The organism is Vibrio sp. 1167 (genome assembly GCF_033340375.1).
In the GTDB taxonomy this organism is placed as follows: domain Bacteria; phylum Pseudomonadota; class Gammaproteobacteria; order Enterobacterales; family Vibrionaceae; genus Vibrio; species Vibrio alginolyticus.
Genome location: NZ_JAWOWK010000004.1, coordinates 134,671 through 161,485, shown reverse-complemented (window position 1 = coordinate 161,485; position 26,815 = coordinate 134,671). Strand labels below are relative to the sequence as shown.

The 26,815-nt window shown below is 46.0% G+C and carries 28 protein-coding genes; 26 read left to right on the top strand and 2 right to left on the bottom strand.

The window, feature by feature from the left end; genetic code table 11:
• Positions 1-22 precede the first annotated feature (22 nt).
• The 17 genes from R7Z78_RS10140 (at position 23) to fliJ (ending at position 18,616) form a co-directional block, all read left to right on the top strand.
• A complete protein-coding gene (locus R7Z78_RS10140; protein WP_104975533.1) occupies positions 23-925 on the top strand; it encodes a Dyp-type peroxidase in 903 nt (300 codons plus the stop codon).
• 146 nt (positions 926-1,071) lie between these two features.
• Positions 1,072-2,211: a flagellin gene (locus tag R7Z78_RS10135; protein ID WP_104975532.1), complete on the top strand. Its 1,140-nt coding sequence runs from the start codon at positions 1,072-1,074 to the stop codon at positions 2,209-2,211.
• Between the two features lie 262 nt (positions 2,212-2,473).
• Positions 2,474-3,607, top strand: a complete 1,134-nt coding sequence (locus tag R7Z78_RS10130) for a flagellin (protein ID WP_005380447.1) — start codon at positions 2,474-2,476, stop codon at positions 3,605-3,607.
• Between the two features lie 288 nt (positions 3,608-3,895).
• Entirely contained in the window at positions 3,896-5,026 is a 1,131-nt protein-coding gene (locus R7Z78_RS10125) for a flagellin (protein WP_005380449.1), read from the top strand.
• 92 nt (positions 5,027-5,118) lie between these two features.
• Positions 5,119-5,553, top strand: a complete 435-nt coding sequence (gene flaG / locus R7Z78_RS10120) for a flagellar protein FlaG (protein WP_005380451.1) — start codon at positions 5,119-5,121, stop codon at positions 5,551-5,553.
• 21 nt (positions 5,554-5,574) lie between these two features.
• A complete protein-coding gene (fliD, locus tag R7Z78_RS10115; protein ID WP_065274750.1) occupies positions 5,575-7,569 on the top strand; it encodes a flagellar filament capping protein FliD in 1,995 nt (664 codons plus the stop codon).
• Between the two features lie 3 nt (positions 7,570-7,572).
• Positions 7,573-7,878 carry a flagellar protein FliT gene (locus R7Z78_RS10110; RefSeq protein ID WP_005380456.1) on the top strand — a complete coding sequence of 102 codons (306 nt, stop codon included), beginning with the start codon at positions 7,573-7,575 and terminating at the stop codon, positions 7,876-7,878.
• A gap of 12 nt (positions 7,879-7,890) precedes the next feature.
• Positions 7,891-8,301 (top strand): flagellar export chaperone FliS, encoded by a 411-nt coding sequence (gene fliS, locus R7Z78_RS10105; RefSeq protein WP_005380457.1) that lies wholly within the window; start codon positions 7,891-7,893, stop codon positions 8,299-8,301.
• Between the two features lie 287 nt (positions 8,302-8,588).
• Positions 8,589-10,055, top strand: coding sequence for a sigma-54 dependent transcriptional regulator (locus R7Z78_RS10100; RefSeq protein ID WP_005384490.1), 1,467 nt, complete (start codon positions 8,589-8,591; stop codon positions 10,053-10,055).
• 199 nt (positions 10,056-10,254) lie between these two features.
• Entirely contained in the window at positions 10,255-11,286 is a 1,032-nt protein-coding gene (locus R7Z78_RS10095) for a sensor histidine kinase (protein ID WP_005380459.1), read from the top strand.
• Between the two features lie 36 nt (positions 11,287-11,322).
• A complete protein-coding gene (locus R7Z78_RS10090) occupies positions 11,323-12,732 on the top strand; it encodes a sigma-54-dependent transcriptional regulator (RefSeq protein ID WP_085569737.1) in 1,410 nt (469 codons plus the stop codon).
• A gap of 122 nt (positions 12,733-12,854) precedes the next feature.
• Complete coding sequence (gene fliE, locus R7Z78_RS10085) at positions 12,855-13,166, top strand: flagellar hook-basal body complex protein FliE (protein ID WP_005384482.1); 312 nt, start codon at positions 12,855-12,857, stop codon at positions 13,164-13,166.
• A gap of 14 nt (positions 13,167-13,180) precedes the next feature.
• Entirely contained in the window at positions 13,181-14,923 is a 1,743-nt protein-coding gene (gene fliF, locus R7Z78_RS10080; RefSeq protein WP_005380462.1) for a flagellar basal-body MS-ring/collar protein FliF, read from the top strand.
• Positions 14,916-15,971 (top strand): flagellar motor switch protein FliG, encoded by a 1,056-nt coding sequence (gene fliG / locus R7Z78_RS10075; RefSeq protein ID WP_005380470.1) that lies wholly within the window; start codon positions 14,916-14,918, stop codon positions 15,969-15,971. The genes fliF and fliG overlap by 8 nt, the downstream gene beginning before the upstream one ends.
• A gap of 71 nt (positions 15,972-16,042) precedes the next feature.
• A complete protein-coding gene (gene fliH / locus R7Z78_RS10070) occupies positions 16,043-16,843 on the top strand; it encodes a flagellar assembly protein FliH (protein ID WP_005394317.1) in 801 nt (266 codons plus the stop codon).
• Positions 16,844-16,846: 3 nt separating this feature from the next.
• Complete coding sequence (fliI, locus tag R7Z78_RS10065) at positions 16,847-18,166, top strand: flagellar protein export ATPase FliI (RefSeq protein ID WP_046875538.1); 1,320 nt, start codon at positions 16,847-16,849, stop codon at positions 18,164-18,166.
• Positions 18,167-18,172: 6 nt separating this feature from the next.
• Positions 18,173-18,616 carry a flagellar export protein FliJ gene (gene fliJ / locus R7Z78_RS10060; RefSeq protein ID WP_104975531.1) on the top strand — a complete coding sequence of 148 codons (444 nt, stop codon included), beginning with the start codon at positions 18,173-18,175 and terminating at the stop codon, positions 18,614-18,616.
• Between the two features lie 40 nt (positions 18,617-18,656).
• Here the strand turns inward: fliJ and R7Z78_RS10055 are convergent, their stop codons facing one another.
• Together R7Z78_RS10055 and R7Z78_RS10050 are read right to left on the bottom strand one after the other, a co-directional pair.
• On the bottom strand, positions 18,657-18,971 hold the full coding sequence (locus R7Z78_RS10055; RefSeq protein WP_104975530.1) for an NIPSNAP family protein: 315 nt from the start codon (positions 18,969-18,971) through the stop codon (positions 18,657-18,659).
• 39 nt (positions 18,972-19,010) lie between these two features.
• Positions 19,011-19,154 carry a hypothetical protein gene (locus R7Z78_RS10050; RefSeq protein ID WP_005394314.1) on the bottom strand — a complete coding sequence of 48 codons (144 nt, stop codon included), beginning with the start codon at positions 19,152-19,154 and terminating at the stop codon, positions 19,011-19,013.
• A 97-nt stretch (positions 19,155-19,251) separates the two neighbouring features.
• Here R7Z78_RS10050 and R7Z78_RS10045 point away from each other — a divergent pair, with 97 nt between their 5' ends.
• The 9 genes from R7Z78_RS10045 (at position 19,252) to flhB (ending at position 26,707) form a co-directional block, all read left to right on the top strand.
• Positions 19,252-21,105, top strand: coding sequence for a flagellar hook-length control protein FliK (locus R7Z78_RS10045; RefSeq protein ID WP_104975529.1), 1,854 nt, complete (start codon positions 19,252-19,254; stop codon positions 21,103-21,105).
• Between the two features lie 85 nt (positions 21,106-21,190).
• Entirely contained in the window at positions 21,191-21,694 is a 504-nt protein-coding gene (fliL, locus tag R7Z78_RS10040) for a flagellar basal body-associated protein FliL (protein ID WP_104975528.1), read from the top strand.
• Positions 21,695-21,701: 7 nt separating this feature from the next.
• Entirely contained in the window at positions 21,702-22,748 is a 1,047-nt protein-coding gene (gene fliM / locus R7Z78_RS10035; protein ID WP_017635951.1) for a flagellar motor switch protein FliM, read from the top strand.
• 58 nt (positions 22,749-22,806) lie between these two features.
• Positions 22,807-23,217, top strand: a complete 411-nt coding sequence (gene fliN, locus R7Z78_RS10030; RefSeq protein ID WP_005380479.1) for a flagellar motor switch protein FliN — start codon at positions 22,807-22,809, stop codon at positions 23,215-23,217.
• A gap of 1 nt (position 23,218) precedes the next feature.
• Positions 23,219-23,632, top strand: coding sequence for a flagellar biosynthetic protein FliO (gene fliO, locus R7Z78_RS10025; protein ID WP_005380480.1), 414 nt, complete (start codon positions 23,219-23,221; stop codon positions 23,630-23,632).
• Positions 23,619-24,488 (top strand): flagellar type III secretion system pore protein FliP, encoded by an 870-nt coding sequence (gene fliP, locus R7Z78_RS10020; protein ID WP_005394311.1) that lies wholly within the window; start codon positions 23,619-23,621, stop codon positions 24,486-24,488. Before fliO ends, fliP begins: the two co-directional genes overlap by 14 nt.
• Before the next feature lie 24 nt (positions 24,489-24,512).
• Positions 24,513-24,782: a flagellar biosynthesis protein FliQ gene (fliQ, locus tag R7Z78_RS10015; protein ID WP_005380488.1), complete on the top strand. Its 270-nt coding sequence runs from the start codon at positions 24,513-24,515 to the stop codon at positions 24,780-24,782.
• An 8-nt stretch (positions 24,783-24,790) separates the two neighbouring features.
• Complete coding sequence (gene fliR / locus R7Z78_RS10010; protein WP_005384463.1) at positions 24,791-25,573, top strand: flagellar biosynthetic protein FliR; 783 nt, start codon at positions 24,791-24,793, stop codon at positions 25,571-25,573.
• Between the two features lie 3 nt (positions 25,574-25,576).
• Positions 25,577-26,707 carry a flagellar biosynthesis protein FlhB gene (gene flhB, locus R7Z78_RS10005; protein ID WP_005380490.1) on the top strand — a complete coding sequence of 377 codons (1,131 nt, stop codon included), beginning with the start codon at positions 25,577-25,579 and terminating at the stop codon, positions 26,705-26,707.
• Positions 26,708-26,815: the final 108 nt, after the last annotated feature.

The window sequence follows — 26,815 nt, the reverse complement described above, 5'->3', positions numbered from 1 at the left end:
CAAAGTAATAGAGGAAACCTCAATGTCACAAGCTCAAACGGCGATCGTGCCAGAAGCCGGGCCATTTGCACTGTACACTCAACTCAAAGTGAACCAAAACCGTGAAAACGTATTAGAAAAACTGAAAGCACTGCCAAAGTTGGTGGAAGAGTTAAACATTACCCAGCCGGGTGCAGCGCTGACGCTTTCTATCGCATTCACAAAATCGTTTTGGGAACACCTTAATGTAGACGCGCCAGAAGAGCTTATTGATTTTACTCAACTTGGCGAAGGTGACATCGTTGCTCCAGCAACAGACGTAGATGTACTGATTCACTGTCACTCGACTCGTCACGACTTGCATTTTTACGTGTTGCGTAAGTTCCTAGAAGAGACGGCACAAGATGTCACCATTGTGGACGAAACATATGGGTACCGTTACCTTGATGCTCGTGATATGACAGACTTCATTGATGGTACAGAAAACCCTAAAGGGGAGGCTCGCGCTGATGTGGCTCTAGTAAAAGAGGGCCCATTTGCTGGAGGCAGTTATGTTATGGCTCAGCGCTTTGAACATAACCTTGCCGCTTGGAGTCGATTGAATGTCAAAGCGCAAGAAAAAGTGATTGGTCGTACCAAGCCAGACTCTATCGAGCTAGAAGACGTTCCTGCTGCATCACACGTTGGTCGAGTTGATATCAAAGAAGAAGGTAAAGGTTTGAAGATTGTTCGCCACAGCTTACCATACGGGACGGTGACCGGAGCTCACGGTCTGTTGTTCATCTCTTACTGCAATACACTTCATAACATTAAAGTGATGCTAGAAAGTATGTACGGCGTAACAGATGGTAAAACAGACCAAATGCTTCGTTTCACAACAGCGGTAACAGGTGCGTACTTTTTCGCTCCTTCGCAAGAAATGCTCGCAGAGCTAGCCATCAAGTAAGTTCTCAGACTTTATTTCTTAAGCCCTCCAATTAGAGGGCTTTTGTTTTCTATTTCTATTCCAATCTCTTTTCAAAAAACACTAAACTTTTCTGTTACTTGGTCGATAAGTATCCAAAGCCTTAATTTATTTGGAGTCTGTGTCTCGTGGCGATCACCGTTAATACCAATGTGGCAGCACTCGTCGCACAGCGTCATTTGACCAGTGCAACTGACATGCTGAACCAATCCATGGAGCGTTTGTCTTCAGGGAAGCGTATTAACAGCGCAAAGGATGACGCTGCGGGTCTGCAAATCTCCAAGCGCTTGCAATCGCAAATGCGTGGTTTAGATGTTGCGGTTCGCAACGCGAATGACGGCATTTCCATCATGCAAACTGCGGAAGGCGCGATGAATGAGGTGACCAATATCATGCAACGTATGCGTGATTTGTCGCTACAGTCAGCCAATGGTTCAAACAGCAAAGCGGAGCGCACTGCACTGCAAGAAGAAGTGTCTGCTTTAAATGATGAGTTAAGTCGTATTGCAGAAACCACATCTTTTGGTGGACGTAAATTGCTGAATGGCACATTCGGTACATCGTCTTTTCAAATCGGAGCAACGGCTGGTGAAGCGGTACAAATTGGCCTGCGGACCATGCAGCCGGAATCTTTAGGTAGCTTTTCAATGAGCTCATATCAAAGAGTCAGTTCAGATTGGACGGTTCAAAACGGAAATAATGAAATTGTTATCAGCTACCGTGATAACAATTTTGAAGAGCAGGAGATCCGTATTGAAGCTAAAGCTGGCGACGATATAGAAGAACTCGCGACTTACATTAATGGGCAAACCGATAAAGTGAAAGCGTCTGTTAATGAGGAGGGGCAACTGCAGTTACTCATGTCCCACAAGGACGCCATAAAATACCCTGGACCAACCTTCAGTGGTGGCCTGGCTGATGAGTTAGAACTTGGCAAGTATGTCACCGTAAATAGAACGGTAGATAGTATTGATATTAGCACGGTCGGTGGCGCTCAGATGGCGGTCGGAATTTTAGATGATGCTTTGAAAACGGTAAATGGCAGTCGTGCGGAGTTAGGCGCGTATCAAAACCGCTTTAATCACGCGATCAATAATCTCGATAACATCCACGAAAACTTAGCTGCTTCCAACAGTCGTATCCAAGACACTGACTACGCGAAAGAAACCACGCAAATGGTGAAGCAGCAGATTTTGCAGCAGGTCAGTACTTCTATTCTTGCACAAGCAAAACAAGCGCCCAACCTAGCATTAACTTTACTTGGCTGATGAACGGCCTTGCCCGAATTTAACGTAAAACCTGCCTGTATCGACAATTCGAAAAGAAGCTTTAGCGAAAAATGAAAGTTTTTTGCTTTTTTATCCGCTTTGTCACGATTACCCCTCCAAACGAATTATTTTCAAAAAAATCCAAAATTTTCTCTAAAGAAAACAGGGCATGCGCCGTTAATAAAAGTAACTTTGAGAGAACTACTTGGTTTTCCGAGACGTCGGAAACCGCTACACCGGAAAATCAATTGGAGAAATCACCATGGCAGTGAATGTAAACACTAACGTATCAGCGATGACCGCTCAGCGTTACCTAAACAACGCAAACTCAGCTCAACAAACTTCTATGGAGCGTTTGTCTTCAGGTTTTAAAATCAACAGCGCAAAAGATGACGCTGCGGGTCTACAAATCTCGAACCGTTTGAACGTACAAAGCCGTGGTTTGGATGTAGCGGTTCGCAACGCGAACGACGGTATCTCGATTGCACAAACTGCTGAAGGTGCAATGAACGAGACCACTAACATTCTTCAACGTATGCGTGATTTGTCTCTACAATCAGCAAACGGTTCAAACTCGAAAGCAGAGCGCGTTGCGATTCAAGAAGAAGTGACCGCGCTAAACGACGAACTAAACCGTATCGCAGAAACCACTTCTTTCGGTGGTAACAAGCTACTAAACGGCACACACGGTGCGAAATCGTTCCAAATCGGTGCAGATAACGGTGAAGCAGTGATGCTTGAGCTAAAAGACATGCGTTCAGACAACAAAATGATGGGCGGTGTGAGCTACCAAGCTGAAAGTGGTAAAGGTAAAGACTGGAACGTTGCTGAAGGTAAGAACGACCTAAAAATCAACCTAACGGACAGCTACGGCCAAGAGCAAGAAATCAACATCAGCGCAAAAGCGGGTGACGATATCGAAGAGCTTGCGACTTACATTAACGGTCAAACTGACCTAGTGAAAGCCTCAGTAGACCAAGACGGTAAACTGCAAATCTTTGCTGGCAACAACAAAGTCGAAGGCGAAGTCGAGTTTTCAGGCGGCCTATCTGGTGAGCTAGGTTTGGGCGAAGGTAAAAAAGTAACGGTAGATACTATCGACGTAACCTCAGTTGGTGGCGCACAAGAATCTGTTGCTATCATCGATGCAGCACTGAAATACGTAGACAGCCACCGCGCAGAGCTGGGTGCATTCCAGAACCGTTTCAACCACGCAATCAGCAATTTGGACAACATTAACGAGAACGTGAATGCGTCGAAGAGCCGTATCAAAGATACTGACTTCGCGAAAGAAACGACGGCAATGACCAAGTCACAAATTCTATCGCAAGCGTCAAGCTCAATCCTTGCGCAAGCGAAACAAGCGCCAAACTCAGCGCTAAGTCTGCTAGGTTAATTTCAAACCTAAGACGAGAACCTTATTGGCTCGTGGTGAGAGATGAGCGAGTAAACCCAGCTTCGGCTGGGTTTTTTTCTGTCTTTTGGGGCCCCAGGATTTCTGCGAATCACGACATTAGAGCTTCATCACATTTCAGTAAGCCAAAGAAAATAATCGCAAAAAATTGAAAATTTCTTCTAAAGGATATTCATCGGTCGCCGTTAAAGGGACTGAGAGAAATGAGATGTACCTAAGTGAGGTGAGAGACACGACGGTACATTCACTAAAGCCTTAAGGAGATCAATTATGGCGATTAACGTTAATACTAACGTTTCTGCGATGACTGCACAGCGTTACCTAAACCAGGCAGCTGACGGTCAACAAAAATCTATGGAGCGTTTGTCTTCGGGTTATAAAATCAATAGCGCGAAAGACGATGCTGCAGGTCTACAGATTTCAAACCGTTTGAATGCACAAAGCCGTGGCCTAGATATGGCAGTGAAAAACGCAAACGACGGTATTTCTATTGCACAGGTTGCTGAAGGTGCAATGAATGAATCTACCAACATCCTACAACGTATGCGTGATCTTTCGCTTCAATCGGCGAACGGCTCTAACTCAAAAGCAGAACGTGTAGCGATCCAAGAAGAAGTAACAGCGCTAAACGACGAGCTAAACCGTATTGCTGAAACTACCTCTTTCGGTGGTAACAAGCTTCTAAACGGTACTTACGGTACTCAATCTTTCCAAATCGGTGCGGACTCAGGTGAAGCCGTGATGCTTTCTATGGGTAACCTACGCTCAGACACTTCAGCAATGGGTGGTAAGAGCTACGCAGCAGAAGAGGGTAAAGACGCATCTTGGACTGTTGGTGAGAAAACAGAGTTCAAAATGAGCTACACCAACAAGCAGGGTGAAGAGAAAGAGCTATCAATCAGCGCTAAGCAAGGCGATGATATTGAGCAGCTAGCGACATACATCAACGGTCAAAACGATGATGTAAAAGCCTCTGTTGGCGAAGATGGCAAACTACAAGTATTTGCTTCTTCTCAAAAAGTTGAAGGTGATGTTGAGTTTTCTGGCAACCTAGCAGACGAGATCGGCTTTGGTGGCCCGAAAGACGTAACAGTGAAAGACATCGACGTAACCACAGTAGCTGGCTCTCAAGAAGCAGTAGCGGTTATCGACGGTGCTCTTAAGTCCGTAGACAGCCAACGAGCTTCACTCGGTGCTTTCCAAAACCGCTTCAACCACGCAATCAGCAACCTAGACAACATTAACGAGAACGTTAACGCGTCTAAAAGCCGTATTAAAGATACTGATTACGCGAAGGAAACCACTGCGATGACTAAGTCGCAAATTCTTCAGCAAGCAAGTACTTCAATCCTGGCTCAAGCGAAGCAGTCTCCATCTGCAGCGCTAAGCTTGTTGGGCTAAGTGGTAAACCCAGCCTGAGGTCAACACCTTAGTGCTGGGGCACCAAAGCGATAGATTCTATCGTTAGCCCATAAGGTGGAAGGGAGATTGTAATGGATATATCCTCCTACGCATCGAACATCCAGCCTTACGGCACGCCAAATGGCACAAAGTTTGCAAATAAAAATGGCAATGATATAGGCACGTCTAGCCCAGCAAATTCAAATGGTGAGATTTCGCCGCAAAAAGCGAAAAACACCGAATACGACTTCTCTGTTCAAGCTGCGCTCGAGATGGCTGAAAGCCGTCAAGAACTGAACAAAGAAGAACGTGAAAAATTGGTCGCGCAAATGAATGAATTTGTCACGTCCATAAACAAAGGAGTCGCATTTCGAGTGGATGAAGAATCCGGACGAGATGTGGTGACGATTTATGAAGCCAATACCGGTGACGTGATTCGTCAAATTCCTGATGAAGAAATGCTAGTGGTATTGCGTCGCCTAGCTGAGCACACAGCCAACAGCGGGTTGTTGACTGAAAAAGTGTAAGTCGTTTTTAGAGGTGATTTGATGAGTTTAGGCCCTTTGGGGATGTCTGGCGGCATGGATATTAATTCCATGGTCAGCAAAATTGTGGATGCCGAACGCGTACCAAAGCAGCAACGCATCGACAACGAACGCACGACAATTAATGCCAGTATCAGTGCTTACGGACGACTCAGAGAATCATTGGATACGATGAAAAATCTCATGGCGAACTTTCGTCAGGAGAAAGCATTTGCCGTTCGCACTGTCGAAACGACCGATGACAATATCGTATCTGCCACGGCAACCACAGATGCTATCGCTGGCAAATATGCTATCGATGTGTTGCAGCTTGCTCAGAGCCATAAAGTCGCTTCTGACGTATTGCCAGAAGACGCAAAATTTGGCCCTGGTAAGCTGCAGATTTCGCTTGGTGATGAGCGTTTTAATATCGATGTTCGTTCCCGATCTAAGCTCATCGATGTCGTACGTGGCATCAATGGCGCTAAAGATAACCCTGGCGTTCGTGCATCTCTTATTAACGACGTCGAAGGTCCACGCCTTATCCTTGCTTCTAACCTCTCTGGTAAGGATCATCAAATCAGAGTCAGTGTGGAGGCAGAAAAAGGCAACCCTCTTAAATATTTCGAATACCAAACACTTGAAGACCGCGTCAACGTGCTTGAAGAAGCTCGTTCAGCGGCGGAAGATGTCTTAGGTCCTCTTAAATTTCCGGAACAACCAGCAGAAGAGCTGGATGCAAACGGCAATCCTCTACCTCCAGAAGAGCAAAAAGCGGCAGACGATGTACAAGATGATGCATCGCAAGCGCTAATCTCTGCGGCGGGTGCGGAAGCAGCAAAAGCTGGTCAAGAAGCCATTGATGAAGCCAACCGACGCGCGAGTTTACGCCCTGAAGACAGAATTCCAGGGTGGACAGAAACTGCGTCAGGTACTTTGTTGGACTCTTATGAAGAACCAGAGCTCGAACTCGACGAAAAGGCAATAGAGAAGGCACCAGATGTTCCAGGCTGGAATAATGCCGCATCGGGCACCCTAACCGATTCTTACGTTACGACGAAAGAGGCTAAGCAGCTTCTTGAGCAAGAAAAAGCGGAAATCGAGCAAAAAATTGCGAGTGAAAAGCAAGCGTTAGACGAAAAAGTGGCACGTGGTGAACTTTCCGAAGCGCAAGCTAAGCAAATTCATCGCGCTAAACTTGATCCTCAAGAACGTGAGCGTCTGGAAAAAATTGATGAAGCAGAAGCGAAAATCGCAAAGGCACAATCTGCTTTTGAACAATACCTTGGGATGACAGAAGTACAAGCAGGGCAAGATTCAGAAGTACTGCTTGATGGAGTGGCAAAGCTATCTAGCCACAACAATGTGATTGAAGATGCGATCGAAGGTGTTGATTTAACACTAAAAGGCAAATCAGAACCGAATAAACCGCCTGCTGAAATTGGTGTCGAGTACGACCGTCAAAGTGTACGCAACGATATCGAAAACTTTGTGGCAGCGTATAACTCGTTTTATCAAACCTCCCAAGCGTTAGCGAGTGTGGATCCGGTAACGGGTCAAAAAGGGCCGTTGTCAGGTGACAGCACCGTACGCAGTGCAGATTCACGATTAAAATCGGTCTTTTCTACTCGAATCGATAAAGCACCTGAAAACCTAAAGTCCTTAACAGAATTTGGCATTACGACCACACGTCAAGGCACCCTAGAAATCAACTATGACATGCTAGACCGCCAGTTGAACAATAACTTCAACGAGTTAGAAAAGTTCTTCGGTGGCAACACAGGTTTTGCTAAACGAGTCGAAGATGCGATTCACGGTATCACAGGTATTACAGGCAGTATTCGTACTCGAGAAAAAAGTCTCACAGAACAAAACTACCGTTTGAGTGACGATCAAGCGGCATTAGATCGCCGCATGGAAAGCCTAGAGAAGCGTACTCATGCGAAGTTTACCGCGATGCAAGATGCGACCGGTAAAATGCAAGGCCAGTTGGGCGCTTTGATGAGTGCGTTGGGTTAATAAATGCAAAAAGAACTCATGGAAATTAGTGATATAGATCAACTAATTACGCAAGAATTAGAAAAAATTGATTTTAATGCTGAAGAAATTCTTCGCTTGGTCGATATCAGGGAACGGTTATTGCAAAACCTGTTACCAATTATTCATCAAAATCCTTTGGTTAAGCAGGATGCAGAGTGGCAAGCATTGCTAACTCGTACCAAAAGAATTGTCGAGCTGATGCAATCGGAAACGTCAAAGGTCGGAAAAGAGCTCCATAAGTTTCGTTATGGCCAGCGTTCACTTCAGCAGTACAAAAAATTTATTTAAAAGAGGATTACTATGCGCGGTTCTTTGCAAGCATACAAAAAGGTATCAGTCGACAGCCAGCTTAGCGCGGCTTCTCCGCACAAAGTCATTCAAATGCTTATGGCTGGTGCGATTGAGCGCCTTATTCAAGGTAAAGCAGCCATGCAAGCAGGCAATATTCCAGCAAAAGGTGAGCGCTTGGGTAAAGCGTTAGACATCATTATCGCGCTACGCAGCTGTCTATCTATGGATGACGGTGGTGATATTGCTTCAAACTTAGATTCACTGTATGAGTTTATGATCACGCAAATTTCTGCTGCTAACCATCAAAATGAGCCTCAGCTGATCGACGACGTTATCGATATTATCCGTGAGATCAAGTCCGCTTGGGACCAAATCCCAACAGAGTTTCATAATCTTACCGCTGCTGAAGTTGGTATTTAATAGTCAAAACAATGCGTTAAGATACTAGACGAATATATTTGTCAATTGCGCAACGAGTTGTGTAGCAAAGTTTCTATCAAGCTCACACCTCTCCATTGCTTGGTTGCCTTATTTTTATATTCAAATAAAATAGAAGCCATTAGTAGCCCTAATGGCTTTTTTGTTGCTGATTTTCCTATTTTGTCTATCGTAAATTGAGTGTGGTGGTTCTGCCTTCTTTAGCACCCAATTGCGCAAATCAAGGTTTGGCCGCAACGCACCTAAAATAAAGGCAATCATTCTTACTTATGCATGGTTTGGCAAAGCTGCTTGTAATTGATGATGACGCATCAAGTCGTTTAAATTTAAGCAATATATTGGAATTTGTTGGAGAAAATTGCGAAGCGGTCAGTTCTGATCAGCTCAGCGATGTTGATTGGTCTAGCGTATGGTCGTGCTGTATTGTTGGTAATATTCCAGCAGGTCAAGCGGCGAGTACGGTTATCTCTCATTTAAACAGCGCTTACCACATCCCTCTTCTAGTCATGGGCCGTTTTCCTTTGCCTGTTGATGATCTTCCAAATTTTGTTGGTGAACTAGAGCTGCCGCTTAATTACCCACAGCTTAGTGAAGCGTTACGCCACTGCAAAGATTTTCTGGGGCGAAAAGGAGTGAATGTTGTTGCTAGTGCACGCAAAAACACGCTTTTTCGCAGCTTAGTTGGTCAAAGTAGAGGTATTCAAGAAGTTCGACACCTGATCGAGCAAGTATCAAACACGGAAGCAAACGTGTTGATCTTAGGTGAGTCCGGTACGGGTAAAGAAGTTGTTGCGCGTAACATCCACTATCATTCTTCATACCGCGATGGCGCTTTTGTACCTATTAACTGTGGTGCAATACCGCCTGAGCTCCTAGAAAGCGAATTATTTGGTCACGAAAAAGGCGCGTTTACTGGTGCGTTAACTGCCCGTAAAGGTCGATTTGAGCTCGCAGACGGTGGCACGATCTTTCTTGATGAGATTGGCGATATGCCAATGTCGATGCAAGTAAAGTTGCTTCGTGTATTGCAAGAACGCTGCTTTGAACGTGTAGGTGGCAATAGTACCATCAAGGTAAATGTTCGAGTGGTGGCGGCGACACACCGTAATCTAGAAAATATGATTGAAGAAGGCACGTTCCGAGAAGACTTGTTCTATCGCCTGAACGTGTTTCCAATTGAGATGCCAGCGCTGAAAGAGCGCAAACAAGATATACCATTGCTGCTGCAAGAACTGATGACACGTTTAGAGGCGGAAGGCGGACAACCTATCTGCTTTACACCTCGTGCAATCAACTCACTTATGGAGCATAACTGGCCGGGCAACGTACGCGAGTTGGCTAATCTTGTTGAGCGAATGATTATTCTGTATCCAAATAGCTTGGTGGATGTAAACCATCTACCAACCAAATATCGCTACAGTGACATCCCAGAGTTCCAACCAGAGAGCAATCCATTTGTTTCGGTGGAAGAGCAAGAGCGTGATGTATTCCAAGATATCTTCTCTGAAGATTTTAGCTTTGAAGATCAAGACGACCTTGATCACAGCATGAACGCCCCGCAAGCGCTGCCACCGGAAGGGGTTAATTTGAAAGAACTGCTAGCTGATTTAGAAGTTAATATGATCAGCCAAGCATTAGAAGCGCAGGGTGGCGTTGTCGCAAGAGCGGCCGACATGCTGGGTATGCGACGTACTACGCTAGTGGAAAAAATGCGTAAGTACAACTTACAGCGCTAGGTAAAGTGAAGTTTTAAGACGATATCTGAATTATCACTTGTGCTAGTTAACATCGTTTTTCTGGCATCCAAAACCGTTATCTCTGAGTGTCAACTTATTGTCGATAGCTTAACGTCCTGATAAATATAGAAAATAGCTTGGTACGCTAATTGCTTACCAAGCTATTTTAGTTTTAGCGGCGATATTTCGACAGGCAGTAATGGATAACAACACCAATCAATCCCATTTAGATTCCGTAGAGAATCAGGTTGAGCGCTACAAACAGGTGCTCGATGTGATGCCTGCTGGAGTGATTTTGCTCGATACGTACGGAGTAGTGCGTGAAGCAAATCCAGAAGCGCACCGAATTCTTGAGATTCCACTGGTTAACGAAAAATGGTTCAACGTTATCCAGGCGGTGTTTGACCCACGTGAAGATGATGGCCATGAAGTTTCCCTGCGGAATGGCCGTAAAGTTCGACTCGCCATCTCGGCGTCCACAACAGGTCAATTGATCCTGATTACCGATTTAACCGAAACCCGTTTACTTCAAGCTCGTGTCAGTGATTTACAGCGCTTATCGTCGTTAGGACGTATGGTTGCGTCGCTTGCTCACCAAGTAAGAACGCCGCTGTCGAGCGCTATGTTATATGCATCCAATTTGGGAGCGCCAAATCTTCCTCCAGCGACAAAAGATCGCTTCCAAACCAAATTAATGGATCGACTGCACGATTTGGAAAAGCAGGTTAATGATATGCTGCTTTTTGCTAAAGGTGGTGATAATAAAGTCATTAAGCCATTCACGATTGCCCAGTTGGTAGCGGAATATCAGCCGATGGTCGAAACCGCGCTAAAAAACAACAGTATTGATTACTGCCTAGAAGTTGAAGAAGAACAAACTGAGCTACTAGGCAATGCGAACGCCATTGCATCCGCATTGAGTAATCTGGTCATGAATGCGATTCAAATGTCTGGTAAAGAATCGCAAGTCGATATTTTTTTCCGCCCGGTAAATGGTGAGTTACGCATTTCTGTGCAAGACAGCGGACCGGGTGTGCCCGAAGAACTGCAAGCCAAAATCATGGAGCCATTTTTTACCACACGTTCTCAAGGAACTGGATTAGGGTTGGCAGTTGTTCAAATGGTTTGCCGTGCCCATGACGGTCGATTGGAACTTATTTCAGAGCAGGGTGATGGAGCCTGCTTCACCATGTGCATTCCGCTAGAGCGAGTGCAAACAGAAGCGCAATAAGCGGCTTTTGGTAATAACAATTTCTGGAGAATCATAATGGCGCAAAGCAAAGTGCTGATCGTAGAAGACGATGAAGGTCTTCGTGAAGCCCTAGTCGATACTCTGGCTCTGGCAGGGTATGAGTGGTTGGAAGCGGACTGTGCTGAAGATGCACTGTTAAAGCTGAAATCGAATACGGTTGATATCGTCGTTTCTGATGTGCAAATGGCGGGTATGGGTGGCTTAGCTCTGCTCAAAAGCATCAAGCAGAATTGGCCTAACTTACCAGTATTGCTAATGACGGCGTACGCCAACATTGAAGATGCCGTGTCTGCAATGAAAGATGGCGCGATCGACTACATGGCGAAACCATTTGCACCAGAAGTGTTGCTAAATATGGTCAGTCGTTATGCACCGATAAAAAGTGATGACAACGGTGACGCTATCGTTGCTGATGAGAAAAGTCTGCGCTTACTCGCGTTGGCCGATAAAGTGGCACGTACAGATGCGAATGTTATGGTGCTAGGTCCGAGTGGCTCAGGTAAAGAAGTGATGTCGCGCTATATTCACAACGCGTCGAATCGTAAAAATGGTCCTTTTGTCGCAATTAACTGTGCCGCGATTCCTGACAATATGCTCGAAGCAACACTGTTTGGCTATGAAAAGGGCGCATTTACTGGTGCTGTTCAGGCATGCCCAGGAAAGTTCGAACAAGCACAAGGTGGCACAATCTTGCTTGATGAAATCAGCGAAATGGACCTGAACCTGCAAGCGAAGTTGTTGCGTGTTTTGCAAGAGCGAGAAGTAGAGCGCCTAGGCAGTCGCAAAAGCATCAAGTTAGATGTTCGTGTGTTAGCGACGAGTAACCGTGATCTTAAGCAATACGTGTCAGAAGGAAACTTCAGAGAGGACTTATATTACCGCCTGAATGTATTCCCAATTGCGTGGCCTGCACTTAAAGAACGTAAAGGCGATATTGCACCGCTTGCCAAGCATCTTGCTGAGCGTCATTGCAGTAAAATGGGCATGCCAGTGCCTCAATTCTCGAGCGTTGCGTTAGAAAAACTATTGCAATACCCTTGGCCGGGTAATGTTCGTGAGTTGGATAACGTGGTTCAACGAGCGCTGATATTAAGTGAAAATGGCGACATCGATGCAGAGCACATTTTGCTCGAGGGCGTAGATTGGCAAGATGCCAATAGCTTGCAACACGTGGTGCAAAATGCAGATATGGTCGTGCCCAATGTTAAGCCAGTTGCTCAAGCTGAGAGTGTCAGCCGCCCAGTAACTGGTGGAGAAGGCTTAGGCAGCGAGCTGCGCGATCAAGAATACGCCATTATTTTGGAGACTTTGGTTGAGTGTAATGGTCGACGCAAAGAAATGGCGGAGAAACTGGGTATAAGCCCTCGAACCTTGCGCTATAAGCTTGCCAAAATGCGTGATGCTGGTATAGATATCCCGAATTAACACAGACAACGGCCATAAGACGAAAAGTGTAAGTAAATTGATTGCTAATGTCTTATGGCACGTTAATTGCTGTGTCAATAATCAGTTTTGTTAATAGTCAATCTTTTGGCTTAGAGGTGCTAATGAAAATTGATGGTATTCAGGCAGAAATGCGCGCCATGATGGTAGAAGCAACCAATACGGCTCCTACTGCAAGTGGGGCGAAAGTTGGAGCGGATTTTAACGATCTCCTAACTAAAGCCATCAATAACGTGAACACACTTCAAAAAGCATCTGGTGATTTACAAACCCGTTTTGATCGTGGTGATGCCGATGTATCCCTTTCTGACGTTATGATCGCTCGTAACAAGTCTAGTGTCGCTTTTGATGCGACGGTTCAAATTCGCAATAAACTCGTTGAGGCATATAAAGATCTCATGAACATGCCAGTGTAATTTAGGTAATAAGTGTGGCAGACAAGTCTACAGATTTAACCGTCACTGAAGGCGGCTCAGATGGTGCACTGGTAGCAAGTTCCGATGTGGATGTGGAGAGTCAAAATCCAGATCTAGAGGAGCGTAGTGCGTCAAAATTCGATATGGCAGTGGGCGACCTCGATTTACTTCGTCAGGTTGTGCTTGTGCTGTCGATATCCATCTGTGTTGCATTGATCGTGATGCTGTTCTTTTGGGTCAAAGAACCGGAGATGCGCCCACTTGGTGCGTATGAGACCGAAGAATTGATCCCCGTTCTGGATTATCTGGACCAGCAGAAAATCAATTATAAGCTTGATGGCAATACTGTTTCTGTTGAATCGAGTGAGTACAACTCGATCAAACTTGGCATGGTTCGTTCCGGCGTTAACCAAGCTACAGAAGCGGGCGATGATATTTTGCTGCAAGACATGGGTTTTGGTGTTTCACAACGTCTCGAGCAAGAGCGTCTCAAACTCAGTCGAGAGCGCCAATTGGCTCAAGCAATTGAAGAAATGAAGCAAGTTCGCAAAGCACGAGTGTTATTGGCACTGCCAAAGCACAGCGTGTTTGTGCGTCATAACCAAGAAGCTTCTGCGTCGGTATTTTTGACATTGTCGACAGGCACGAACCTTAAGCAGCAAGAAGTGGATTCTATTGTCGACATGGTGGCTAGTGCCGTGCCGGGAATGAAAACTTCTCGAATTACCGTCACAGATCAGCATGGCCGCTTACTCAGCTCAGGCTCCCAAGATCCCGCTTCTGCGGCACGACGCAAAGAACAAGAATTAGAACGCAGCCAAGAGCAAGCGCTGCGCGAAAAAATTGATTCCGTACTATTACCGATTTTAGGTTATGGCAACTATACGGCGCAGGTTGATATACAAATGGATTTCAGTGCGGTTGAACAAACTCGCAAACGCTTTGATCCGAACACCCCTGCGACCCGCAGTGAGTACGCACTCGAAGATTACAATAACGGTAACATGGTTGCGGGTATTCCGGGTGCGTTGAGTAATCAGCCTCCAGCGGATGCCTCAATTCCGCAAGATGTGGCTCAAATGAAAGATGGTTCTGTCATGGGGCAGGGTTCAGTTCGTAAAGAGTCCACGCGTAACTTTGAGCTAGATACCACCATCAGCCACGAGCGAAAGCAGACCGGGACGGTGGCTCGTCAGACCGTTTCTGTTGCGATTAAAGACCGTCGTCAAGTTAACCCTGATACGGGTGAAGTGACTTATACCCCAATGTCCGAATCTGAAATCAATGCCATTCGCCAAGTATTAATTGGTACCGTCGGCTTTGATCAAGGTCGTGGCGATTTACTGAATGTATTGAGTGTAAAGTTTGCTGAGCCAGAGGCTGAGCAGCTAGAAGAACCACCAATTTGGGAGCACCCTAACTTCAGTGATTGGGTTCGTTGGTTCGCAAGTGCATTAGTGATTATTGTGGTTGTGTTGGTTCTGGTTCGCCCAGCAATGAAGAAATTGCTTAACCCTACCAGCGATGATGAAGACGAAATGTACGGACCAGACGGCTTGCCGATTGGTGCGGATGGTGAAACTAGCTTGATTGGCAGTGACATCGAAAGCAGCGAACTGTTCGAGTTTGGCTCAAGTATTGATTTGCCAAACCTTCATAAAGATGAAGATGTATTGAAAGCGGTTCGCGCTCTGGTTGCGAATGAACCTGAACTGGCTGCTCAAGTAGTGAAAAACTGGATGAATGACAATGGCTAACGATATCGTACCTCAAGATGACAACGCCGCGGGAATGCCAGTAGAGCTGGATGTTTCAACCATTACTGGCGAAGAAAAAGCGGCAATTTTGCTACTGAGCCTTAATGAACAAGATGCAGCTGGCATTATCCGTCACCTAGAACCAAAACAGGTTCAGCGTGTTGGTAGTGCGATGGCTCGCGCGAAGGATCTCAGCCAAGACAAGGTATCTGCTGTTCATCGTGCGTTTTTGGAGGATATCCAGAAATACACCAACATTGGTATGGGCAGCGAAGACTTTATGCGTAATGCACTGGTTGCCGCTCTTGGTGAAGACAAAGCCAACAACTTGGTTGACCAGATCCTACTTGGTACGGGATCAAAAGGCTTGGATTCTTTGAAATGGATGGACCCACGCCAAGTGGCGAGCATTATTGTCAATGAACACCCACAGATTCAAACTATCGTACTGTCTTATTTAGAAGCAGACCAATCTGCAGAGATTTTGTCTCAGTTCCCTGAGCGCGTGCGTTTGGATCTGATGATGCGTATTGCCAACCTTGAAGAAGTTCAGCCATCAGCATTGGCAGAGCTGAACGAAATCATGGAGAAACAGTTCGCGGGTCAAGCGGGTGCACAAGCAGCCAAAATTGGCGGCCTGAAAGCAGCAGCGGAGATCATGAACTACCTAGACAACAACGTCGAAGGTTTGTTGATGGAACAAATTCGCGATCAGGACGAAGACATGGCGACGCAAATCCAAGACCTAATGTTTGTCTTCGAAAACTTAGTCGAGGTGGACGACCAAGGTATTCAGAAGTTGCTGCGTGACGTACCACAAGACGTGTTGCAAAAAGCACTCAAAGGTGCAGATGACTCGTTACGTGAGAAAGTCTTCAAGAACATGTCTAAACGTGCTGCTGATATGATGCGTGATGACATAGAAGCGATGCCGCCAGTACGAGTGGCAGATGTAGAAGCCGCTCAGAAAGAAATCTTAGCAATTGCCCGTCGAATGGCGGATGCTGGTGAGCTTATGCTATCTGGCGGTGCTGACGAATTCTTATAATTTCTATTGCTTCGCAATTATCCTATTGCGGAGCACCCTCACTTCTTAATCGAACACACAATAGGTAACCCATGGCTGGCGATAGAAAACGTGGATTTATCCGTCCTGATGAAGATGATTCGATGATCGAACCCCAACGTTGGGGGCTGCCTGATTATGGCGAGCCTAAAGCCAAACAAGCAAAACAAACCGCGTTCAACTATGACCCGGGATGGGTGCCGAATTTTGATGAGCCTGAAGAAGAGCAGCCACTTGCGCTAACCGAAGAGCAAATTGAACTGATTAAGCAAGGTGCTTATCAAGAAGGCTTACATCAAGGTCAGGAAGCTGGCTTTAAGCAAGGTTACGACAAAGGTAAAGAAGAAGGGTTGCAAGCCGGCCATGCTGAAGGTCTCGAGCTCGGAAAAGCTGAAGGGGTAACTGCAGGGCAAGAATACATTCAGCAGCAAGTTGAAACTTTTATGAACTTGGCCAATCAGTTTGCTCAACCTTTGGAGTTGATGAATGCTCAGGTTGAAAAGCAGCTGGTGGATATGGTGCTCTGTTTAGTTAAAGAAGTGGTGCACGTTGAAGTACAAACCAACCCTCAAATTATTTTAGATACAGTGAAGCAGTCGGTCGAAGCGCTACCAATATCAGGCCACCCTATTACCTTGCACCTGAATCCAGAGGATGTCGCGATTATTCGTTCAGCTTATGGTGAAGAAGACCTTAATTGTCGCAACTGGACGTTAGTTGCTGAGCCATCGCTCAATCGAGGTGATGTCCAGATTGAAGCCGGTGAATCAAGCATTAATTATCGCATGGAAGAACGCGTCAAAAGCGTATTGCACAGCTTTTGTGGCGCAAACCGTCATCAAGAGGGTGAGTAATCCATGCAAGCACTCGCTGACCGCTTAAAAAACTACAAAGTTGAAGGCCTTACGACGCGCCCTGTCGCCTCTGGCAAACTGGTGCGTGTGGTTGGGTTAACGTTGGAAGCGACCGGCTGTCGCGCACCAATTGGCAGTTTATGCTTAGTGGAAACCATGTCAGGTCAGATGGAAGCCGAGGTTGTCGGCTTTTCAGGTGACAACCTATTTTTAATGCCAAGCGAACAAATTACGGGCATTTTACCTGGCGCGAGAGTCACCCCTTTAACCAGTGACGCTGGTTTGCCTGTCGGCATGGAGTTACTTGGGCGCGTGATAGACGGGGTTGGGAATCCACTTGATGGACTTGGCCCTTTGTATACCGATCATCGTGCCTCTTTTAATGCCGAGCCGATCAACCCGTTGGCTCGAAAACCAATTTCTGAACCGCTCGATGTTGGCCTAAAAGCCATCAATGGTTTGTTGACGGTTGGTAAAGGTCAGCGTATCGGTCTGTTTGCAGGTTCTGGTGTGGGTAAATCGGTCACGCTTGGCATGATGACGCGAGGCACCACCGCACAGGTTGTGGTCGTCGGCCTGATAGGTGAGCGTGGACGTGAAGTTAAAGAGTTCATCGAAGAGATCTTGGGTGAGGACGGTCGTCGCCGCTCAGTGGTGGTCGCGGCGCCTGCCGATGCTTCACCTCTAATGCGCTTAAAGGGGTGCCAAACGGCATTAACGATTGCTGAATACTTCCGGGACCAAGGGTTAGATGTTCTGCTATTGATGGACTCGTTGACTCGTTTTGCACAAGCACAGCGTGAAATCGCACTTTCTGTTGGTGAGCCGCCAGCGACGAAAGGTTACCCGCCTTCTGTATTTGCCAAGCTGCCAGCGCTGGTTGAGCGAGCGGGTAATGGAAGTGCCGAACAAGGCTCGATTACGGCGTTCTTTACCGTCTTGACCGAAGGGGATGATTTGCAAGATCCGATAGCGGATGCATCGCGAGCCATTCTTGATGGCCATATTGTTCTTTCTCGTGAAATGGCGGATGCAGGCCATTATCCGGCGATTGATGTCGAGAAGTCGGTGAGCCGTGTTATGCCGCAAATCACGACCGAAGAGCACGTTCTGATGTCAAAAGCCGTGCGACAGGTCTTGTCTATTTGTCGCAAGAATCAAGATTTGGTCTCGATTGGAGCGTACAAACCGGGTACCGATCCTGCTATTGATGGCGCATTTACTTTGAAACCGAAGTTAGACGAATACTTGCAGCAGAGCATGAAAGAATCGGTGCCATACGATATGTGCGTCAATATGCTTAGAAACATTTTGGGTGGGTGATAGCGCATGAATAATGCGATGGAGTTTCTACTTGAGCAAACTAAGGATCGTGAAGACCAAGCTGTGCTTGCACTGAACAAAGCGCGTTCTGAACTCGAAGATTATTACCGTCAGGTTGAACAAATTGAAAAGTATCGGCTTGATTATTGCCAGCAACTCGTCGACCGTGGTCAGGCGGGCCTAACGGCAAGTCAATATGGACATTTAAATCGATTCCTTACCCAGCTAGATGAAACTTTATCTAAGCAAAAGCAAGCAGAAAGTCATTTCAAAGAGCAGGTTGAAAACTGTAAAGAATATTGGTTAACCGTGCGTAAAGAACGCAGATCCTATGAGTGGATGATAGGCAAACGCGAAAAAGAGAAACAACTTGCTGAAGCTAAGCGCGAACAAAAGCAAATGGACGAGTTTTCCACCTTACTTTACAGTCGAAAACCACATCGTTTCTAAACGTTATCGGTTCGATATTGCATTACGGTGTTGCAGTTGACTACATCTCTACCGATTCAAGTAAGGTAACTTTGATTGAGTCTTGTTCAATTAGCTCAAATACCTTCGGTCGAATCTCGCGAACCCACCACTCGTTGTATGTTTTTTCGTAGAGAGTCTGGCGTGCTTGTTCATTGTCGAACTCTCTAAGCCAAACAAAATAGTCATGTCCATCGTCACCAGTGTGGACGTAAGTATTCAGTACACGCATGCCTTGTGAGCGTTGATAGGGCAACAGTTCTTCCTTCATCCAACTTAGCCATTGCTTTGTTTTGCCTGCTTTGATTCTATATTGGCGTAATTCTGTGATCTTCAAAGTGATTCCTTAATTGTTAAGCAAAGTGTCTGTTTACGCTTATCGTTTTTCAAAGTCAATCAAGTAGCTGTACATCATGTTAGGAACCAGGTTCTCGGATAGTACTGTTGATGTTTGTTCCATAAACATGCCATCTATTAGCTTACCGAGAATTGGCTCAATATTGTGGTGTGATTTTTGCATTTTAGCTGTCAGTGTCGGGTCTTTTTGACCTTTGTTTGCCGCCAGTATTGCTGTCTGTCAGCGATACGCTCAGAGCCACGAGAACGAGAGTTTCTAAATGAGTGTGAATTTGTCCCATGTATCTGCGACTACCAAGACGCCAGTTTCTGATGTGTCCGCTAAAGCGTCCGCAGAGAGCACTGAAAGCAAGGGATTTTTAGAAACGTTAACCGATGCGTTTGCTGGTAAACAAAAGCCCGAAAAAGTAGCAACAGAATCGACAGTGGTTGAAGAAAAAGAAAGAGCGGATGTAGGCAGTACTTCTTCTGCTAACGTCTCGGACGAATTGTTGGCGCAAGAAAGCCAAGGATCCGTCAGTGACGGGACCCATGATTTTGATGAAATATCAGCAAACAAACAGAATGCAACCTTAAGTGAAGAAGTAAGTTTACAAAAGGCGAGTAACAGCACACCTTTGGAGCATGATGTTGAAGCTATTGAAAAAGTGAAATCAACATCAATTGATACGAGTAACCCATCAAATACAATGGACGTAAAAAGCACGATGGGCGAAGGACAACAGCTTCTTGGTCGAATTGAACAAGCGAATCAAACCCTGAATGCGAGTAATGCATCCATCGATAGTGGCAAAGTTTTGCCTCAGAGCGCGAATTTAGTGCATTCGTTCCACGAGCAAGCAACCGTTTCGACACACCTTGATGAGCTTGCTTTGAATGAAACGCCATCAGTTCATTCGCTTGAACAAGCACAGATGATCCCAGGACAAGACTTAGAGCCAATTTTAGATAAGAATGGTCAACCTATCGATGTCGACAAACTTTCGCCTGAGTTTGCTGCTTGGCAAGAGCTAGCGAAACAAGCCAGCCATCCGACGGCTAAGAGCGCAGTCAGTGGTGAAGTAGCTAATGATCTGTCGCCGTTGTTAACAGACGTTGATGGTTCCAACATCGACGCGCTTCCACGAGTATCCTTGGATGAACTTGAAGTTATAGATACTAAGTTGGCGCAAGGAAAACCACTGACTCAGCAAGAAGCTCAGATCATTGAAGGGTTGAAACAAGGAAGGATCACGGCGGATATTCCTGATCAAGACCTTGCCCAATTTGTTGCGCTCCCTAATGACATTAAACAGATTCTCGCAGAGCAACAAGTACAACATAATTTAACTCGCCAGGCTGGACCTATGGCAGTGTCTCAGCAAATCCAGCATACAGCGGCTCAAGTACCCCAGCCACAAACTGCTCATAGTGGAGAAAAAGTCGCATTATCTCCAACGCCTGATACGTTGATAGCCGCGCAAGTGCCGACGTCGCTTCAAGGTGTGAAAGACGGAGAGATTAGCCAGAAAGTAATGAACGCAGCATTGGCGACTGGTGCGCTAAAGGCGACTGCGGATAAACAAGATAAGCCGGACCTCCAACATGGCTTCGCTGGACAGCTTCAGGCTATGGCAGGTCAGCAAGGAATTAATGTGCAGCAACAAGCGCGTATTGATGCTGCACAACAAGCTCAGCTTCCGTTGCAACTAACTAAAGAGCTAGCCAACGAGCAAGTTGCGGAAAAAGTGCAAATGATGATGTCGAAGAATCTGAAAAATCTCGATATTCGTCTTGATCCACCAGAGTTAGGTCGTATGCAAATTCGTATGACCATGAATAACGACGTTGCCAATGTACATTTTACAGTGAACAACCCGCAAGCTCGTGACATTATTGAACAGACGCTCCCTCGTTTGAGAGAAATGCTAGCGCAACAAGGTATGCAGCTGGCTGATTCTTCCGTCCAGCAACAAAACAGCGGGCAACAGCAAGGTAGGTATACTGCTGAACAACATGGTCAAAGCGCGCAAAGTGGCGGTTTTTCTGGACAGTCCGAAGAGGGTTTTGAATCTGATGTCAATCTGGATTTGAATGTCGCTTCAAAGCGTGATGGAATTAGTTTTTACGCATAAAAGGCCGTTTAACGGCAATGGCATACGGTTACCAAGCAACTCACTAAAACGTCTTGGTAACTCAAAAGAACAATAAGAGACAAGAATGGCAGAAGAACAGTTACAAGGGGCCGATGCGCCGAAAGGAAAAAGCAAGTTACTTATCATCATCATCGCTGTTGTAGTATTACTACTTGGTGGCGGGGCAGCGGCATTTTTTCTAATGGGCTCTGATGAACCTGCTCAGGCTGAATCGTCTCAACAGGCTCAAGTGAAGGCATCGAATGCTGCGCCCATCGCGTATGTGAATCTTCCTCAGGCATTTGTATTTAACGTTACTGGGGATAGCCGCGATAGGCTGGTTCAAATTAAAGCGCAGTTAATGGTTCGCGGTGCAGAAAATGAAGAGTTGGCGCGGTATCATTCGCCACTGATTGAAAGCTCTATGCTATCAACGTTTGCTTCCGCGACGGTTGATCAATTGCGCTCTCCTACAGGACGAGTGGAATTGCGCGATCGTGCTTCCGAAGATATCAAAGCAGCGCTGAATGCTGCGGTCGGTAAGCCAGTGATTGAAAAAGTACTGTTTACAGATTTTGTTATTCAATAGGTAAAACGTGACCGATCTATTAAGCCAAGACGAAATTGATGCGCTATTGCATGGGGTTGACGATGTTGATGACGTCGATGAACCGATAGAAAACGACACTGAGGGTGCCGTCAATTTTGATTTCTCGTCGCAAGACAGAATCGTACGTGGTCGAATGCCGACGCTCGAACTTATCAACGAGCGCTTTGCACGGCACATGCGTATTAGTCTGTTTAATATGCTGCGTAAAACGGCAGAGGTGTCGATCAATGGCGTGCAGATGATGAAGTTTGGTGAATACCAGAACACATTGTACGTGCCAACCAGTTTGAACATGGTGCGTTTTCGTCCGTTAAAAGGCACTGCGTTGATCACCATGGAGGCTCGTTTAGTCTTTATTCTGGTAGAAAACTTCTTTGGCGGTGATGGTCGATTCCACGCCAAAATCGAAGGCCGCGAATTTACCCCAACGGAACGCCGCATCATTCAGTTGTTACTGAAAATTGTATTTGAAGATTATAAAGAAGCGTGGTCGCCAGTGATGGGGGTAGAGTTCGAATATCTCGACTCTGAAGTAAACCCAAGCATGGCAAACATTGTCAGCCCGACAGAAGTGATTGTCGTGAGTTCATTCCATATAGAAGTTGACGGCGGTGGCGGCGATTTTCATGTCGTTATGCCTTACTCCATGGTTGAGCCTATCCGTGAACTATTGGATGCAGGTGTTCAGTCCGACAAGATGGAAACGGACGTTCGCTGGAGCTCAGCACTACGTGAAGAGATCATGGATTGTCCGGTTAACTTCCGCGTGAACTTGCTCGAAAAAGACATTTCTTTGCGTGATCTCATGGAGCTGCAACCGGGCGACATCATCCCGATTGAAATGCCAGAACATGCGACGATGTTTGTAGAAGACCTACCGACCTATCGCGTAAAAATGGGTCGTTCGGAAGACAAATTAGCGGTGCAAATTTCTGAGGAAATTGAGCGCCCACATGTCGTCAAAACAGATTTAGCTTTCTTAGGTAAAGACATCATGTCCGAGCTTGAGAATGAAGACGATATAGACCATTAAGATACCTTATTAAACAGACATGCTATGGCATGAGTAAGGCGTAACACAGGATAGAAAAATGGAACCAAGTGACGATCAAAAGCTAGCAGACGAATGGGCAGCCGCTCTTGGCGAAGACCCGTCTGCCCCTTCTGTAGACGTAGATGAAGTATTGGCTGCGCCACTGGAAGAGCTAAAAGACACTTCAAGCCCAATTAGCGAAGATGAGCGTCGTAAACTCGACACTATTATGGATATCCCGGTGACGATTTCGATGGAAGTCGGTCGTTCTCAAATTAGCATTCGGAACCTGTTGCAGCTTAACCAAGGTTCGGTTGTTGAGTTGGATCGTCTAGCCGGTGAGTCGCTCGACGTATTGGTTAACGGTACTTTGATTGCTCACGGCGAAGTCGTGGTCGTCAACGATAAGTTTGGTATCCGTTTGACGGATGTGATCAGCCAAACTGAACGAATTAAGAAGCTGCGTTAAGATGAGTCGTTCAATCAAAATGCGATTGAAGCAAATCACTGGAGCACTGAGCTTAATGCTAAGTGCTCCTTATGCATTTGCTGCCGCACCAAATAATCTGGATCTTGCGACGACACTTGGCTCGCTTGTGCTTGTAATCGGCGTGATTCTTTTGCTGGCTTGGTTGCTGAAACGTATGCAAGTGCCAGCGATGGGACAACAAAAGGGCTTGCGTATAGTGAGTCAGTTGCCAGTGGGTACAAAAGAAAGAATCGCAGTAGTTCAAGTGGGTGAAGAACAGTTTTTGGTTGGGATTACTAGCCAATCGATCCAAACTTTAGCCAAGTTAGATAAGCCACTGAAAGAGGAAGAGTTGGCGACCAATGCTTTTGCGACTCAATTTAGCCAGCTGATCAAAAAACATGACAAAGGGTAATCCAATTCGTTTGCTCCTGAGTACGTTGTTACTTTTTGTCGGCGTGCTGTTTTCTTCATTTACCTTTGCTGAAGCAGAGGAGTCAGCGCTGCCAGATAACTTAGCCGATGGAAGTGGTGTTACAGTTCAGGCTATGCAAAGTGATACTGGTGCTAGCCGTGCTATGTCCGTTTCTAGTGGCGGTGGTATTCCAGCATTCACCATGACCACGAACCCTGATGGCAGTGAAGACTACTCGGTTACACTACAAATTTTAGCGTTAATGACCATGCTTGGCTTCTTGCCTGCCATGGTGATTCTGATGACCTCGTTCACTCGAATTGTGGTGGTGATGTCGATATTGCGTCAGGCAATGGGTTTGCAACAAACGCCTTCTAATCAGGTTATTATTGGTATTGCGCTGTTTTTGACCTTTTTTGTTATGTCTCCTGTCCTGAACGAAATCAACGACAAAGCTGTTCAGCCTTATTTGAACGAGCAAGTTACGGCGCGAGAAGCGTTTGATGCTGCACAAGCGCCAATGAAAGCATTTATGCTTAAGCAGACCCGAATCAAAGATTTGGAGACGTTCGTAACCATGTCAGGAGAGCAAGTCGAGAATCCAGAAGATGTGTCGATGGCGGTGTTGATTCCGGCTTTTATCACCTCAGAGCTAAAAACTGCATTCCAAATTGGCTTTATGCTCTTCTTGCCGTTTTTGATTATTGACCTTGTAGTCGCTTCGGTACTGATGGCAATGGGTATGATGATGTTGTCACCAATGATTGTTTCGTTGCCGTTCAAGTTGATGTTGTTCGTATTGGTCGATGGTTGGAACTTGATACTCTCGACACTTGCGGGCAGCTTTGCCCTTTAGATAAGCGCAGATAGAGGATAAGACATGACACCAGAAATGTTTGTCGAGCTTTTCCGTGAAGCACTTTGGATGGTGCTTATCATGGTCTGCGCTATTATCATCCCAAGCTTGCTTATCGGCCTTGTAGTTGCGATTTTTCAAGCTGCGACATCCATCAACGAACAAACATTGAGCTTCTTACCGCGTTTGATTGTCACGCTTTTGGCCCTGATGCTGTTTGGGCATTGGATGACGCAAATGTTGATGGAATATTTCTATGGCTTGATTGAACGCTTACCTCAGGTGCTTTATTAGAGGCGCCTATGGAGTACCCCACTAGCGTTGTCTTAGATTGGATCGCAAACTACTTCTGGCCCTATGTTCGTATCTCATCCATGTTGATGGTGATGACAGTAACCGGGGCCCGATTTGTTTCGCCAAGAATCCGCCTTTACCTCGGTTTAGCCATCACTTTCGCTGTCATGCCAGCCATCCCCGCCGTACCTCAGGACATTGAGCTACTCTCGTTTCGTGGCTTCATGACCATTGCCGAGCAAATGATCATCGGCATAGCGATGGGTATGGTCACTCAATTTATGATTCAAACCTTTGTCCTACTTGGTCAAATATTGGGTATGCAATCAAGTTTGGGCTTTGCTTCTATGGTTGATCCCGCAAATGGTCAGAACACGCCATTGCTTGGCCAGTTATTCATGTTCTTAACGACAATGTTTTTCCTTGCCACCGATGGACACTTAAAAATGCTGCAATTGGTGGTGTTCAGTTTTAAAACTTTGCCGATTGGCTCCGGCTCGCTCAACGCGGTTGATTTCCGTGAAATGGCAGGCTGGCTTGGTATTATGTTCCAAACTGCATTGAGTATGTCTCTATCCGGCATTATTGCACTACTGACCATTAACTTGTCGTTTGGTGTAATGACCCGTGCCGCACCACAGCTGAATATCTTCTCGCTTGGTTTTGCTTTTGCTTTGATGGTGGGTCTATTACTTTGTTGGTACATACTGGCTGGTCTATACAGTCATTATGAAATGTTCTGGACAGTGGGTGAGGCGCAGATTTGTCGGCTCATTCGCTTGGAGTGCTAAGATTTGGCAGAATCAGACGGTCAGGAACGCACCGAAGAAGCCACGCCCCGACGGTTACAACAAGCCAGAGAAAAGGGGCAGGTCGCTCGATCTAAAGAGCTTGCATCAGCATCTGTGCTGATCGTTGGCGCCATTTCATTGATGTGGTTTGGCGAGGCGTTAGCACGTTCATTGTTTTCCATCATGAGCCGTTTATTTGATCTTCAACGAGAAGAGATTTTCGATACTGCAAAACTGTTTGATATCGCTTTGGGCGCGATGAGTGATTTGTTGTTCCCACTATTTTTGGTGTTAGCGACATTGTTTACCGCCGCCATGATTGGAGCAGCAGGTGTGGGAGGAATCAGTTTTTCTGCCCAAGCGGCCATGCCCAAGCTGTCGAAAATGAATCCACTTAGCGGCTTAAAGCGAATGGTTGGCATGCAAAGCTGGGTAGAGTTGATCAAATCAATCCTTAAAGTGGTTCTGGTCACTGGTGTCGCCATCTATTTGATCCAAGCATCGCAGGCCGATCTGATTCAATTGAGCATGGATGTGTATCCGCAAAACATCTTCCATGCTTTAGATATTTTGCTGAACTTTATTTTGCTGATCAGTTGCTCGCTATTGATTGTGGTTGCCATCGATATTCCATTTCAAATTTGGCAGCACGCCGATCAGTTAAAAATGACCAAGCAAGAAGTCAAAGACGAATACAAAGAGACTGAAGGTAAGCCGGAAGTGAAAGGCCGTATTCGTATGTTGCAAAGGGAAGCGGCTCAACGTCGAATGATGGCGGACGTTCCTCAAGCTGATGTTATTGTTACTAACCCAGAGCACTTCTCGGTAGCGCTTCGTTATAAACAGAAGACAGACCGTGCGCCAGTCGTGATCGCTAAAGGTACTGACCACATGGCGATGAAGATTCGAGAAGTCGCCCGCGAACATGACATTACGATTGTGCCCGCACCACCTTTGGCTCGTGCGTTGTACCACACGACAGAGCTCGAGCAAGAGATCCCCGATGGGTTATTTACTGCCGTCGCTCAGGTTTTGGCATTTGTATTCCAATTGAAGCAATACCGAAAACGAGGTGGACAGCGCCCGAAAATTCAAGATTATGATTTGCCAATCCCGCCCGAGCACCGTCATTGATACGAAAAGCGGTAAAGCCTTAAAAAAGCTCGTTTGATCAAAAGCTAAGCTCTATTTGAGTGTTTAGTCATTATTTTGGCGCTAATTATGGTACATAGATTGCTTAAA